This window comes from Echinicola shivajiensis (assembly GCF_018642165.1).
Lineage (GTDB): Bacteria > Bacteroidota > Bacteroidia > Cytophagales > Cyclobacteriaceae > Echinicola > Echinicola shivajiensis.
Genome location: NZ_JAHHZM010000008.1, coordinates 52,775 through 67,853 on the forward strand (window position 1 = coordinate 52,775; position 15,079 = coordinate 67,853).

Annotated in this window: 11 protein-coding genes; 4 read left to right on the top strand and 7 right to left on the bottom strand. The window is 38.5% G+C overall.

Annotated elements, in window-relative coordinates; all coding sequences use genetic code 11:
* Positions 1 to 2 precede the first annotated feature (2 nt).
* The 4 genes from KMW37_RS13900 to KMW37_RS13915 all read right to left on the bottom strand — a co-directional run bounded on the left by KMW37_RS13900 (position 3) and on the right by KMW37_RS13915 (position 3,671).
* Positions 3 to 1,049, bottom strand: coding sequence for an efflux RND transporter periplasmic adaptor subunit (locus tag KMW37_RS13900; RefSeq protein WP_215225248.1), 1,047 nt, complete (start codon positions 1,047 to 1,049; stop codon positions 3 to 5).
* A gap of 51 nt (positions 1,050 to 1,100) precedes the next feature.
* Positions 1,101 to 2,468 carry a TolC family protein gene (locus KMW37_RS13905; RefSeq protein ID WP_215225249.1) on the bottom strand — a complete coding sequence of 456 codons (1,368 nt, stop codon included), beginning with the start codon at positions 2,466 to 2,468 and terminating at the stop codon, positions 1,101 to 1,103.
* A 74-nt stretch (positions 2,469 to 2,542) separates the two neighbouring features.
* Positions 2,543 to 3,004 (bottom strand): GbsR/MarR family transcriptional regulator, encoded by a 462-nt coding sequence (locus KMW37_RS13910; protein ID WP_215225250.1) that lies wholly within the window; start codon positions 3,002 to 3,004, stop codon positions 2,543 to 2,545.
* A gap of 490 nt (positions 3,005 to 3,494) precedes the next feature.
* A complete protein-coding gene (locus KMW37_RS13915; RefSeq protein ID WP_215225251.1) occupies positions 3,495 to 3,671 on the bottom strand; it encodes a hypothetical protein in 177 nt (58 codons plus the stop codon).
* 305 nt (positions 3,672 to 3,976) lie between these two features.
* On the opposite strand from KMW37_RS13915, the gene KMW37_RS13920 reads away from it, so the two are divergent.
* The 3 genes from KMW37_RS13920 (at position 3,977) to KMW37_RS13930 (ending at position 6,869) form a co-directional block, all read left to right on the top strand.
* Positions 3,977 to 5,110, top strand: a complete 1,134-nt coding sequence (locus KMW37_RS13920) for an amidohydrolase (protein ID WP_215225252.1) — start codon at positions 3,977 to 3,979, stop codon at positions 5,108 to 5,110.
* A 21-nt stretch (positions 5,111 to 5,131) separates the two neighbouring features.
* Positions 5,132 to 6,286, top strand: coding sequence for an alanine racemase (gene alr, locus KMW37_RS13925; RefSeq protein WP_215225253.1), 1,155 nt, complete (start codon positions 5,132 to 5,134; stop codon positions 6,284 to 6,286).
* Between the two features lie 178 nt (positions 6,287 to 6,464).
* A complete protein-coding gene (locus KMW37_RS13930) occupies positions 6,465 to 6,869 on the top strand; it encodes an META domain-containing protein (protein WP_215225254.1) in 405 nt (134 codons plus the stop codon).
* Positions 6,870 to 6,969: 100 nt separating this feature from the next.
* Here KMW37_RS13930 and purU read toward each other — a convergent pair whose 3' ends face one another.
* A complete protein-coding gene (gene purU / locus KMW37_RS13935) occupies positions 6,970 to 7,824 on the bottom strand; it encodes a formyltetrahydrofolate deformylase (protein ID WP_215225255.1) in 855 nt (284 codons plus the stop codon).
* A gap of 133 nt (positions 7,825 to 7,957) precedes the next feature.
* Entirely contained in the window at positions 7,958 to 10,897 is a 2,940-nt protein-coding gene (locus tag KMW37_RS13940; protein ID WP_215225256.1) for a DEAD/DEAH box helicase, read from the bottom strand.
* A gap of 1,365 nt (positions 10,898 to 12,262) precedes the next feature.
* Between KMW37_RS13940 and KMW37_RS13945 the strand changes: the two genes are divergently transcribed.
* A complete protein-coding gene (locus KMW37_RS13945) occupies positions 12,263 to 13,774 on the top strand; it encodes a hypothetical protein (RefSeq protein WP_215225257.1) in 1,512 nt (503 codons plus the stop codon).
* Between the two features lie 66 nt (positions 13,775 to 13,840).
* Here KMW37_RS13945 and KMW37_RS13950 read toward each other — a convergent pair whose 3' ends face one another.
* The gene (locus tag KMW37_RS13950) at positions 13,841 to 15,064 is read right to left on the bottom strand and encodes an ABC transporter permease (protein WP_215225258.1); all 1,224 of its coding nucleotides are present in this window, start codon (positions 15,062 to 15,064) and stop codon (positions 13,841 to 13,843) included.
* Between the last annotated feature and the right edge of the window lie 15 nt (positions 15,065 to 15,079).

The window sequence follows — 15,079 nt, forward strand, 5'->3', positions numbered from 1 at the left end:
GCTTATAATTCTGTCACAGGAATTCCGTCACGTAAATTGATCAATCCGGAAGTCACTAACTTTTCTCCTTCCTTCAATCCCTCGAGCACGACCAACTTGTTTTCCCCTACTTGTGCCAACTTCACTTTTTTCAACTTTGCCTTGCCATTTTCCACCACAAAAACTTCAGGGTCCTTCACCCCGCCAACCAATGATTTTCTATCTATCAACATGGCCTCTTCAGCAGGATATTGGAAGGAGGCATAAGCAAACATTCCAGGTTTGATCTGTTCAGATCCTTCTTCCAGTTCAATCTCAACCTCATATCGCAAGGATGCATCGCCTTTATTACTGGTAAAAGAAACCTTTCCTCCGAATTTCTTTTCTGGCAAAACTCCTACTTTCACATCAACCATATCTCCAGTGCTAATGCGGGCTATCTCCAATTCAGATACATTCACAATTAATTTCAAAGGGCTAAGGTTTACAATATCGACTACATTCATCCCTGGGCTCATCAGGGTCCCTATCTCGATATAATCCTCATTGATATATCCAGAGATAGGGGCTTTGATCACGGTATTGGCCAATCGCTTCTTTTTCATAATGACATCGGATTCAGCCATTTTTGTCGCATTACGGATTTCCTCCAACTGCTTTTCTGTAATGGCTTCGGTCCCTGCTAAATTCTCATATCTGGCCAAATCCTTTTTATTCTGTTGAAGTTTAATCTCAGCAATAGCCAACTCCTGTTGGATTAGCTCATCATCCAATTTGGCAATGATGTCCCCACTTTTTACATAAGCACCCTTCTTCTTATAAATCTTGACTACCTTACCATTTGCCTCGGATTTTAACGTAAGCTCCTGACTAGGCTCAAAAGTACCGTTGGAAGAAAAAGAAATTTCATGTGGTTCCACTTTGGTCTTTGAGGTCTTTACGGGAATAGACTCACTGGTTTTCATGGCTTCTTCAGCCTTAACTTCCATTTCTTGCTTGTTTTTGAAAAGCGTAAAGCCAATCGAGGCAGCAATGATGACTAATACTAATGGTGTGATAAGTTTTTTCATGACTTTAGATGATATGATTGGAGGATATCCCCTCTATTGTTCTTAGATTGATTATTTAATGACCTTTTCGATTTGTCCTTTAGACTTATACAAATCTGCCTCTGCAGTCTTAACATTGATGATCTGCTGATAGTAAGCCGACCTAGCTTCCCTCAACGAGGTTTCTGCATCCAGCAAATCAGTTAATGGAGAAAGCCCTTCTCTGTACAACTGTGCTGTTTCATCAAATACAGTTTCAGAAAGCTCCATATTGGACTCTTGGGCTTTCAAACTTTTGATGCTATTTCCCAACTTCTTGACAGCATTGAGGTACTCAGCCTGTGCAGATTGCTCAGCCATAAATTGATCATGTTTGACTTTTTCTGACTCCACCTTAGCTTGAGCAATTTTGTTCTTCTTCTGAAAACCATCGAAAATCGGCACGTTCAGCTGAAGACCAATCAATGCTCCTCTGTACCAAACATGGCTATCAGAAATAAAATCGAATTGCTTGGAGAAGGCGTTATAATTCACATCAGCGAAAGCAGATAGGGTAGGATAATAGCCCGATTGGATATTTTTGATATTCAAGGAATGCAGCTCCAATTGTTTATCCAACACTTGCAAATCATATCGATCACTTAAGTCACTATCTGATTGCAACGCCTGCAATGGCAATTCCTTGTCGGTAAAATTATAAGGCGCCAATTCCAATGGCAGGTCCACTGGCATCCCCATCATCAATTTCAGGTAATTGGTCCTTTGCTCTGTGATGATTTCCAAATTGTCCATCTCTGTTTCCAAGGTGGTCAAATTGACCTTTACTCGATTGTAATCCACCTTTCTCGCCAAATCATTATCATACTGGGCCTTAATGATTTCCTCAAGTTTTTTCAATTTATCATGATTGGCCTGAAGGTTACCCATTTGTAACTGAGTGGCTATCACATTATAATAGTTCAAGGAAATATCATAGATAATGTCTTCCTCAGTCATTCTGGTGAGCAGCCTATAAAATTCCTCTGAGGTTCTGGCTGCTTTCAAACCAACCAAATAAGATTGACTGAAAACCAGCTGATTCAATTTAAATCCCGCCTTCATACTTTGTGGCACCCCAAATGATATCACATCTACTCCATTCGGATCTGATTCAGGATTCAAAACTCCTCCAGGAATGGCCTGTGGATATACATCCAAGAAATTATTGTATTGACCGTAGGCATCTACTTGCGGAAGCCCTGTCCCTGTAATTTCCTTGCGTTGATAGTCCGCAGCCTCTTCGTCCAGCTGGGCCTTTTTGATTTCGGTATTATGTTTTAGGCCCAAGTCTATGCACTCCTTAAGCGTAAAAACTCCTCCCTCCTCAAATTTGTCCTGAGCCAATAAGCTACCTGTCACAAAAAAGGCAGCTATTAAACCAATCAAATAGTGTTTTTTCATTTTATTAAAATATAGTTATTTTCTTATTTATTACTTTGTTCTGTATTTTAAGAACTAATGAATCAAAAAATATATCAGCCGTGTAGCCGATCATATTTTTCGATTAGTTTTGGCATTTCCTCCTTCATAAACTCAATAAAGCTTTGAAAATCCGAAATACAATGATTGAATTCAGAATTAGAATTCGACCTAATTTCCATAACCTCCTTCAACAAAGCACTGATCCTGAAAATCCCATTCAAATCCTCTTGCATGTCCTTTCTCCAGTTCCTCACTTTTAGGCGGAAATATCTTTTCCGCTCACCGGGCTTGGTAGTGTATTCTACCCTATCAAGACTCTGCAATAGTGTAAGTGCATTGCTGACAGCACTTTTACTTACAGATAAATACTCCTGAATCTCATCAAATGTGGCCTCAGCCTGATCTAAAACCAACAGCAAGCCCATAATTCTCCCTAATATGGGCTGATGTCCCTTTTTCTCAAAAAAGACCCCAATTCGTTCAATTATTTCTTGTTCTTTGTCGCTTAACTTCATGCTATCTATGACATTTAAAAGGAGTAAACGATGCAAATATACAAAAGGTTTTGTTAGTTCATAAAAAAGAGAACCAAAAATATTTACCTGATAATTACAAACATAAAACCTTCATGAATAGAGGAAATTCACCCACAGGCATGAAAGTTATAAAAGAAGCGAGCATCACTTGTTTAAAAGAGAAATTTGATGGAACTTATATTCTTAGAAATTGAATACCGAATAAAAGGCTTGTATTACTTTAAAATATTAGCGTCCAAATAAAAAAAGGTCGTCTTTTTTTATTTGGACATATACCCCGTACATAAAACTGATATCAGACGCTAAGTACCCACAGCTGTTGCCATAGAGCACGTAGAAAAAATTTTTCTCTCAAGAAATACTTTAGTCAAATCTGATATCCTGGAATAATTATGGGGTATAAATACGAGACTTTCAGAAAAAAGGCCCAATAATGGACCTCTATTAAAATTCAAGATGTTTCTATGGTTTAGCTGCCACATCCTATGCAATCAAAATGGCTATCCATAGGCTTAGTTCCATTTAACTGCATTTCAAGATTGTGAATTTTATCGCGAATTTCCATGTCACTAAACATGTCACCAGTCAATGATGCTTTTAACTTTTCAATTTCGTTAGTAAGAGCTGTTTTTTGTTCTGCGTTCATAGGATGAAAGTTTTAGTAGATAGAAAGCAAAATTGAATATAAATAAGTTCGGCCAAATAATCTATCTTTTTCAAATTTTATATAAGAAGCTGATTTCAAGCTTGAAAATTTAACATAAATCATGATTTAAAAGCAAAACTCCAAGCTAGAACGGTTTGGGAAGTCTCTTTAATCAACTAACTTAAGTTCCAAGGTTTGCTTCATAACTAACCTGTTGTGTTCCCAGCATTGAGTCAATTGCATAAGGCACAGCACTAAACGGTACGATTTTGGCACAAATCACTATCAAATAAACTTTTAGAGATATGAAAAAAGCAGATTTTCAAAAATTAGTCAATTTTAGAAGGGAACTCCATCAATATCCTGAATTATCTGGAAAGGAAAAGTCCACCGCCAGAAGAGTAAAAGATTTTTTTAGCTCTTTAAAGCCAGATGAGTGCATCGAACAGCTTGGAGGAAATGGCTTGGCATTTATTTTTAAGGGAAGGCAAGAGGGCCCTAGCACTTTGATACGTTGCGAATTGGATGCCTTGCCTATACAGGAAAATCACGACATCAAGCATAAAAGTAAAATCGACAATTGCTCGCACAGCTGTGGACATGATGGACATATGGCCATCGTTGCAGGATTGGGAATGTCAATATCTGCTCAAAGGCCAGAAAAAGGACAAGTTAGCCTGCTGTTCCAACCTGCCGAAGAGACAGGAGAAGGGGCTGAAAAAGTCCTCCAAGATCCAAAATATCAAAAAATAAAATCGGATTACTCATTTGCCCTCCACAACCTTCCTGGAGAACCAGAAAATGAAATTGTACTCAAAAAGGGAGTCTTCACAGCTGCCTCAAAAGGAATGGTCATTAAATTAGAGGGGAGAACCTCCCATGCCGCTCATCCAGAAGATGGCAACAGCCCAGCGGAAGCCATGTCAAAAATCATAGTAGGACTACCCCTTATTTCCAAAAATATAAAACCCTTTAGTCTGGTTACGGTCATCCATGCTGAACTGGGCGAAATAGCATTTGGTACCAGTCCTGGAAAGGCTAGCGTTAGAGCCACTCTTCGGACTATTGATGACGACAATATGGATCTACTGGTGGACTATGCTGAGAAACTTTGCCATTTAATAACGCAGGAGTACAAGCTTGGTTTATCCATTTCTTACACAGAAGAATTTGCCTGTACTGTAAATGACAATTCAGCGTGGAATTTCGTCAATGAAGCAGCCAAAATGTTAAAGCTAAAAACCAAACATGTCCGAAATTCATTTAAATGGTCAGAGGATTTTGGTCAGTTTTCTTCTCAGAGTAAAACCCTTCTTTTTGGTTTGGGATCTGGCAAAAGCCATCCCCAGCTTCATGAAGCTCATTATGATTTTCCTGATCAGATCATCCCCACTGGAATTAATATGTTCGAAAAAATATTGGCTCAAATTCACCAGTAAACACCTAAATTCTTAAAGCCCATGCCGCATACTTCCCACTTGGAAATCAGTAAATCTGCCTATCGAAGAAATATAAAATTCCTCCAAAATCAACTGGGAGCTGAAACCATCATCTCTTCCGTAGTAAAAGGAAATGCCTATGGACATGGCATTGAAAACATAATCCCAATCGCAGAATCTGCAGGCATTAGACACTTTAGCACATTCAGCACTGATGAAGCAATGAGGGTACACAATACCATCGAAAAGAACAGTACCATCATGATCATGGGTATGATTGAAAACAGAGACTTGGAATGGGCAATTGAAAAAGACATTGAATTTTTTGTCTTTGAGTTCGATAGATTATTGGCGACCATCAAAGCGGCCAAAAAACTAAGGAAAAAAGCAAAAGTTCATATAGAAGTAGAAACAGGTTTCCACAGAACTGGATTTGAATGGAAAGAAAAGGAAATTCTGGCAGAAATGCTTTTTGAACAGCAAGAACACCTCGAGCTGTCCGGGCTTTGCACGCACTACGCCGGGGCTGAAAGTATTGCCAATTATGTACGGGTCCAAAACCAAATTAAGAAATACCATGAATTCAAGAAGTGGTTTTTCAACAAGGGAATAAAGTTCAAAACCCATCATACCGCCTGTTCCGCTGCTAGCCTAAGTTACCCAGAAACCATCATGGATATGGTTAGAATTGGAATCGTTCAATATGGTTTTTGGCCCAGTCAAGAAACTTATATGAGCAAATTCAAACAACTAGCTGTAAACCGAAAAAATCCCTTAAAGCGGCTTATCACCTGGAAAAGCAAGATCATGAGTCTGAAGAAAGTAGAAATGGGAGATTTTATCGGCTACGGCAATACCTATATGGCCCCAAGAAATATGCTGGTTGCCATGATCCCCATAGGTTATGGTCATGGCTTTAGCAGAATGCTTTCCAATTTGGGAAAGGTTTTGATTCATGGCAAAATCGTTTCTGTAGTCGGAACTGTGACCATGAATTCCATCACTGTAGATGTGACTGATCTTAGGGATGTAAAAAAAGGAAATGAAGTAGTGATCATTGGTAAACAGAAAAACAATGAAATTACCGTCGCTTCCTTTAGTGAATCAAGCCAGCAGGTCAACTATGAACTTTTGACAAGGTTACCTCAGGACATTCCAAGAAAGATTGTATACTGAGTCCATCGATAAACATGTAAGACCGCAAATCAAAATATCAGCACATTCATATTTATCAACAAGAGGATAAGTATAATTTTTGTTTGACAACCACCTATCAGGTTCATTGCTTCTGAATCCAGAAGTAAGAAATCTGAACTAGCACATCAAAAAATTTACAAACAAAAAAGCTTTTAACATGAAGTTACTTAATTCACTATTCTTAACCTACCTATTAGCCTTGACATTTTTTGCCTGTGGTGGCCCCACCGATATCGGAGCACATGATTGGAAAGTCAAATCCATCAATGGAGCCCCTGCCACACAAGAACAACTTTCCACCATGACCTTAAAATTCGGAGAAGACAAAAAGGTCTCTGGGTCTTCTATTTGTAATAACTTCAAAGGGCAAGCGGTATACAATAGGGAAAAAGTGAAATTTTCCACATTATATGCTGACAGTAAGCCTTGTGAAGAACGGTATATTGAACAGGCCTACCTAAGCTCTCTAGAAATGAGTGAAAAATATAGCCAAACTGCCAACCGATTGGTGTTCTATGATGAAAAAGGCAATATCACTGTAGAACTTGAAAAAATCAACTGAATAAAATCTTCTAGAAAATAAATTAGGCTGTCCAGTAGACTACCGCTGGCCTTGATTAGCAATTTTCAGAACCGGCAAGTCTACAGGACAGCCTTGAAATCTAATTAAATATGATAGTCTTATTGCCCATGACCATTACTTTTTGGGCTATATGGTATTTAATGGCTTTTGACAATACTACTTTTTCCACATCCTGTCCAATTTGCACCAATTCCTCCACTGTATTATGGTGCTTGACACGAGCAATATCCTGCTCGATAATAGGCCCTGCATCCAACTCTTCGGTCACATAATGACCTGTAGCACCAATGATTTTCACACCACGCTTATGGGCCGCATGATAAGGCTTTGCTCCTACAAAAGCTGGCAAAAATGAATGGTGAATATTGATGATCTTATTAGGATATTGAGCGATGAATTTAGGACTTAAAATTTGCATATACCTGGCCAATACCACGAAATCGACTCCCTTTTCAGCCATCAATTCCAGTTGCTTCTCTTCTTGCTCAGCTTTGTTTTCCTTATTAATTGGAAAATAATAAAAAGGGATATTAAAGGCTTCCACCACGGGCTTTAGTTTTTCGTGATTGGAAATCACCATTGGAATTTCCACATCAAACTGCCCTGAATAATACCTAGAAAGAATATCAAATAAGCAGTGGGAATGCTGGGAGACCATAATGGCCATTTTTGGCTTTGGTTCGGTAAAGTACAAGGTAAAGTTCATGCCAAACTTGGTACCTACAGTCTCAGCAAAAATACGCTCTATTTGATCTTTTTTTATGGCAAAGGTACTCAGTTCCCACTTGGCACGCATAAAGAAATCTCCAGTCTCATTATCTATATACTGGTCAACTTCTTCCACATTTCCATTGTGAAAATAAAGAAACTGAGAAACAGCTGCCACTATACCTTTCTGGTCCTTACACTGTATGATCAAAATCGCACTTTCCATACCAATCAAAAATTAGGGAAACAATACTATTACTGCTTTAAAATTATATCTTTTTTAGATTACGGCCATTATTATTGGATAAATTTCAAAAAAAGATCATTTGCAAGAAGCATTTATTTAATCTTCAAAGGTTTTATTCTAATAATGCCTCTATATCCTCCTTATTGAGGTTTTTCATAAAGCTTTCTTCAGTGCTGATCAGTTCTCCTGCAAGGGCCATTTTTCTTTCCTGCAAAGCCATGATTTTCTCTTCGACTGTATTATGGGCGATGAACTTATAGATGATCACTTTGTTTTCCTGCCCGATTCGGTGTGCTCGGTCAATTGCCTGAGCCTCCACAGCAGGATTCCACCAAGGATCTAAAAGGAAAACATACTCAGCCTTGGTAAGGTTAAGCCCCACACCTCCGGCCTTTAAGGATATAAGGAAAATTTTCACTTTTTCATTTTCCTGGAATGCTTTCACTTGGGCCTGCCTATCCTTGGTCGTTCCATCCAAATAAGCATATGGAATATGATGGGTATCCAGATACTCCTTCACAATGGCAAGGTGCTTCACAAACTGACTAAAGACTAAAACCTTATGACCTTCCCTTGCTGTAGAATCCAGCATATGGATAATATCCTCCATCTTCCCTGAATCACCGGCATATGTAGGATCGGTAAGCCTTGGGTGATTGGCTATTTGACGCAGCTGAGTCAAGCCTCTTAAAAGCGTAAATGCTTGCCTGTTCATTCCCGGAATGGACATTTCCTGAACAATTTTTTCACGGTAATAAGCCTTCACTTCTTCGTAAGCCTTTTCCTGATCAGAAGTCATATTGGAATATTTGACATTGATCACCTTCTCAGGAAGGTCAGTGGCCACTTGGGTTTTCAGCCTTCTCAAAACAAATGGTTTGATCATGGCATGTAGCTTTGTAGCCTTGTCCATGTCATTCATCTTCTCAATAGGCTGCAAGAACTGCTTCTTAAACATCCCCTGAGTACCAAGAAGTCCTTGGTTTACAAAATTCATTTGTGACCAAAGATCCATTGTTCCGTTTTCTACCGGAGTACCAGTAAGTATCAATCTATGTCTACATACCAATTGATTGACCGCTTTGGAAATGATACTTCCTGGATTTTTGATTGCCTGAGATTCATCCAAAATGATATAATTGAAGAAAAAGTCTTTCAGTATATCCACATCCAAACGGGTAATTCCATAAGATGTCAGCACCAAATCATATTTTGAAAACCGGCTACTGTCTTTAATCCGCTGCGAACCTGTATAGACCAAAATCCTCAGATTTGGAGTAAACTTTCTGGCTTCCAACTCCCAGTTGTATATCAGTGAAGTAGGCATCACCAAAAGAGAAGTGGCTCCTTCAGTACGCTCCTTTTCATGGGCCAACAGTGCCAAAGTCTGAACAGTTTTACCCAAGCCCATATCATCAGCCAAACATCCTCCAAAATTATACTCATTCAAGAACCTCAACCAATCATAGCCTGCTTTCTGATAAGGGCGCAAGGTCCCTTTGAAATTAGGAGAAATATCATAGGACTCCATTTCAGAGAAATCCTTGAGTTTTTCCAATTTTCTACTAAGCGTTAGATCAATTAGGTTCCCTTTTTGTAATTCTTGGGCCAGCGCAATATGATGCTTTTTAAGCTTCATATGTTCATGCTGTTGCTCACCAGTTTCCAGAAAAGAGAAAATTTCAGAGTAGTTCACAAACCAGGAATCAGGTATTACGGCAATTTCACCATTAGGCAATTCAAATTCTGCTTTCCCCTTCACCAATAATTTTCTTAGTTGACTAAACGGTATTTCGAATTCACCAAAACGAATGACCGCATTGACATCAAACCAATCTATATTCTCCTTGATCTCGACTTTTATGGAAGCATGCCCAATAAAATACTTCTTGCCTTTTCCACTTTGGTTTTGAAGGATTTTCACCCCCATGCCTTCAAGTGCCTCTCTGTGAGAATTTAACCAGTCAAAAGCTTTGGATTTTCCCAAACTGAACCTGGAAGCTCTTACAGGCAATCCCAGATCTTTAAGGTAGTCTCCATAGGATTTCTCTTTCTCCAAATCCCGAATCACTTTATGGAAGACGTAATTATCCCCTTGCTCTTCCAACTCTACATTATTGGATTTCTTCTCTTCTGAGCGGAAGGAATAATTTCCATATTGGAATTTGAGGTCAAAAACGATTTTATCTTCATCTTCAGACTCCTGTGCTTGACCAAATAAGTCTGTACTGTTGCCCGAACTTGGCAGATCACTTAGGCTTAACAATGCCTCAGGTTTACTGCGCTGAACTTTTATATCAAACCCCTTGGCATAAACATCAAAGGATGCTACTAATTGGGTGATGAATTTCTGGTAATAAGATCGCTCTACATTTTTGGGAATGACAATAAACTTCTTGTTCAGGAAAGGCTTAAGTTTCTTTCCATCTACATTTTTCTCAAAATTATAGAGGTTGCCATTCACCACAAGCCAAGCAGGTTCCTCACAAATCAAGTAGCCTCCTCTATACTGCCATTCCATTTTTTCCCCTTCATATTTAAGGGTAGGGAAATAATGGGTATTATCTTCATTTCTCCTAAAGTGGAAAAGTACACTGGCCTTTTCTGGCATTACATTGATCTCCTTCCAAATTGGATTTCCATCATTGCCCATTTCAAAGAGTCGCTTGCCCTTAATCTTCTCCAAAATCTTGGCTCGCAATCCTTCCAAACGGATTTCTATCATATGACGGATCTCCTTATTCGCTGCAGACTCACTATTGGTGTCATAAATCTTGCGAAGGTATTCTTTAGGCTTGAGCTTTTTAGTATTGAATTGTTTAACGATAGCATCATGTTGCATGCTATCCATCAACTTGATCAACTCATAGTCTTCATCATCCAGTCCACTACCAAACTCTCGGGCATTTTGTGAAGCAATATTCTGATATGCAAAGGAGAGCCTCCCCTTATCGTCCAATTGTATAACAAAGGACTCAAAAAGGATTCCCAAGTATTCGTGACTGAAAAGAGAATAAACAATTTCAAATGGCTTCTCTGGAGAAACTTTCATAACACTTTTAACAATCCTACCGACCTAAACCGCTGATTAGGCAGTAATTTTCTAAAATATACTAGCTTGCAAAGTAAATAATATTTATAACTTTTAATAGAAAAAAGAAAAGAAAAAAGGGATATTTTACAAAATCTTTAATACAAATACGGTCATATCATTTTTCACATCATTCACACCTTATATATTGATTTTCATTTTGTTAGCAGGAATTTTCAAGAGAAAAATCTACCATCAATTAAAAATATCAGCCCATTGCCCTGCCAAGTCAGTCAACTAATTTGCCAGAAACTCAATTTTCAAGAAAAACCAGCTATCGATAATTAGTCCATACATGCAACCAAAAAGATAGGAGAGACCACTGATTATAATCAATCAACATGTGTAATCCTTTCATAGAACAACACCGAGAAGATTATCCGAAAGTTTATTAGTAACTCCACAGTCTGCACTCATATTTACGCTACTTTCAAGTTAAAGTAGAGCAAGCATAGCGAGAACAAAAATCAGAAATTTTTCCAAAATATGGAATTATGACATTAAGCAAAATCGCGTAAAACACATTTAAACAGACTTTTAGAACAAGGCACCCGAATTGTATTAGATTTTTGACATCAGTGAAATGGTTATTGGTTCACTGTTATAAAACTGATTATAACAAAAACTGATATGGTCATGAGTAAAATTCTTAAAAGATTTTGCCATCAAGATTCTTAATAAAAATGAAGACCAGTGGCAATTAGACTTATAAAGCGCTACATGCACTTGGGAAAATAAATTCATCATCATAGCAACACATGAAGTGGTCAAGCGGAAAGGTTGACTTATCACCCTCAAATTTAACAATTCATTTTTGCAATGAATTGTGATCTGACTTTGGCCGGAATGGAAGTTCCGGCCAAAGTTTACCGATTTATCTAGAACATTCATTATTACCCTAAAAAATCAAATCATGATAAAATATAAATCTATCATCAATAGTAACTACGTAGCTAATAAGGATGGAAATACATGAAACAGATCATGTGATATAGTGGAGTTTGAATATTCACCACTCAGTAACATTGAAAATTCAGCCCCCATAAAAGAACAGCTTAATGGCTTTGTACAAGTAGAAAGGAATGGATTAATCACCCAGATTATTACAGCTCATCCTGCCAATAATATTTAAGCCGATTCCTTCAAATATCCCTAATGGATAAATACGCTAACATAAATCCCAATATCAGCATGAAGTAAAAATCAATATCTCAAATGAGTTAATAAATAGTCACCCTAGCTAAAATGAAAAACTTCTTATTCACCCTCATGACAACATGGCTTTGTCTATGCATGAACGCGTATGCCCAAATAGTTCCTGAAACTATGGCTAACCTTAAACTGGGAAATCACAATTATGTTAAAAACAATATGATGCCCAGTCAAATCGTCGGCAGTGACGAAAGTGGTATTTATATGATCAAGGTAAAACTTAAGCATGAAATCAGAGACAGCAACAACTTTCCGATCCTAGAGCATTATAATGATCAAATGACGCTCACCAAGTTTAGGGAACTGAAAGTTGCCAATACCGAAACGGCTGTACAATTTGAACGCATTATCGAACTTGGAGATCAGCTTTTCTGCTTTTATAGCAGCTTGGACAAAGGCATAAAATCCAAAGCGTTGTGGGCTCAAAAAATAAATAAGAGCACGCTTTCCTTGGAAGATGAAGTAATCCCTGTACAAGGGATAGATTACACAGGTATGCCGTCTTATCTTAGTCCGGATTTTCACTTTAAATTATCCCCCAATCACAAAACTCTTTTGGTGAGTTCCCAAAAGACCGCGAGCAAAAAAACTGATGAAGGATTCTTGTTTTCGGCATTTAACGAAAACCTAAGTAAAATATGGACAAAGGAAACATCCAGTCCTTTCGAAAAAGGTCTTTTCAGTATTGAAAATTATCATATTACAGACAAGGGGAAAGCATATATGCTGGCCAAAACAGTAAAAAAGGCGAAAGACCTAGAGCTTTTCTGGGAACCCAACTACTCCTTTGAAATTCTGGATCTCACCCAAGATGGAAAAGAGCCGTTCCTGATTCAACCTGAAGTAAAAGACAAATTCCTTAGCAAAATGCAAATCACCACAAAACCGAACGGGGATTTGATTTGTGCAGGATTTTATCTTGACCAATTGAATAAAAATGTTACTGGAAGTTATTTTATCACCTTGACTAGTGAAACTGGAAAAATCATCCACTCGGATTTTCAGGCATTTCCTACTTCAGACAGTAATGACTCTAACAGCAAAAAAACGCGTCAGCAAAATATCACCCAAAACATTTTTGCCTATTCCCTTAATGATTTGGTTTTAAGAAATGATGGCAGCACAGTCCTTATTGCTGAACAAGCTACCATTGTCTCAGGCAACAACCCTCGAAATAATATCCCAGGAACCAATATCAGCTACAATAATATCGCCGTGACCAGTATAGATCCCGAAGGCAAAATCATGTGGACCCAGAAAATTCAAAAAAACCAGGTTTCCTCTGCTGGATACAGCTTCTTTTCCTCATTTGCCAATGCAGTTTTGCATGACAAAATATACTTGGTCTTTAATGACAACCCTGAAAACCTTTGCGAAGGGACTTGCAAACCCGTCCTCTTCAGCCCAAAGTCGCCTAAAAAAGAAGTTCTTATTGCTTTAGTTGAACTGGATTGGCATGGTAACATCAAGAAAAGAGCCCTGCCCTTTTCCAGAGACCTCAATATCCTAACTAAACCAGAGGCTTGCCAACAAGTTTCCTCCAATGAAATGGTAATTTTAGGACAAAACAACAAATCCTACCAAATGGCCAAACTGGAATTTGAGAAAACCTTTTCTTATCAATAAGGAGACCTAATGACGTTGAATAGATCTTTCTGATCTAGCTTTCATTGAAAGTTAGATCAGAAAGATCTACAAATGCTCCACAGTATTCACCCTGGAGGCAATGATGGCAGGCCTATAAGAAGCAAAAAAGGTAATCAACACCACACTGATGCTGGTCCATAGAAAATCTGACCAAATCATCTTTACGGGATAATTCTCCACCACGGAAGACGCTATTCCTAGGGATACCAGGCCAAAGTTATCCTGCAACCAACAGATCAAAAAGCCCAAGACCAATCCCACAATGGCCCCACTAAAGGCAATAATTACCCCTTGCTTGATATATATCTTCTTGATCAATTTGGTAGGAGCTCCCATGGCCAACATCACAGCAATATCCTTTTTCTTTTCGATAGCCAGCATGCTCAAGGAGAAAAAGATATTAAATGACGCAACTGCTAGAATAAATGTCAGCGTAATAAAGACAAAAAGCTTTTCAATTCGAATGGCCCTTAATAGACTGGCATGTTGTTCGTCAGTATCTCTAACCTCAAATTCATCTCCTAAAAGGGCCTTTATAGAAGATTTGACCTCCTGTATTCCATAGCCATTGGCTACCTTTACTTCTAATGAAGTTCGCTTATCTCCATAATCCATCAGCTCTCTGGCAAAGGAAAGCGGAACCAAAACATAATTATCATCAAACTGCTTCTCCACCCTAAAAAGGCCTGCAAAATCAAGCATATTTGAATTGTACATTTTGGAGGGATCAATAGTACCCGCCCTAGGTGCTTTAGGATAGTACATCCTTAGCTTTTCAAATTTATTGTTAGGGTCAACCCCAAGAAAATATCCAACACCACTTCCCAAGATGGCTCTGGGGCGTTGCTCAGTACCCAAACTCATCTCTCCATTAAACACTCCACGGCTGAATCTTTCCTCATCCAAAAAATTATCGGAAACTCCCTTCATGGTCACCACCAATTGATCATCCCTGTACTTCAACAAGGCATTATCTTCAATCACTTCTATCAAACCTTCCACCCCTTCTACAGCACCTAGACTATCCATCCACTCCTCAGTGGCCACAAAAGACTTTCCTTTCACTGCCTGTATTTCCAATTCCGCATCAAAGGAAGCATATAGCCCCCTGATCAGGTCCTCCAAGCCATTAAACACAGAAAGAACAATGATCAAGGCCATTGTCCCAACTGCCACGCCTACCATGGCGATCCTTGAAAGAACATTGATGAAGTTCCTTTTCTTTTTACTTCTGAAATACCGGGAGGCAATGAAAAATGAGAGATTCACAGTTTACTTATTTCT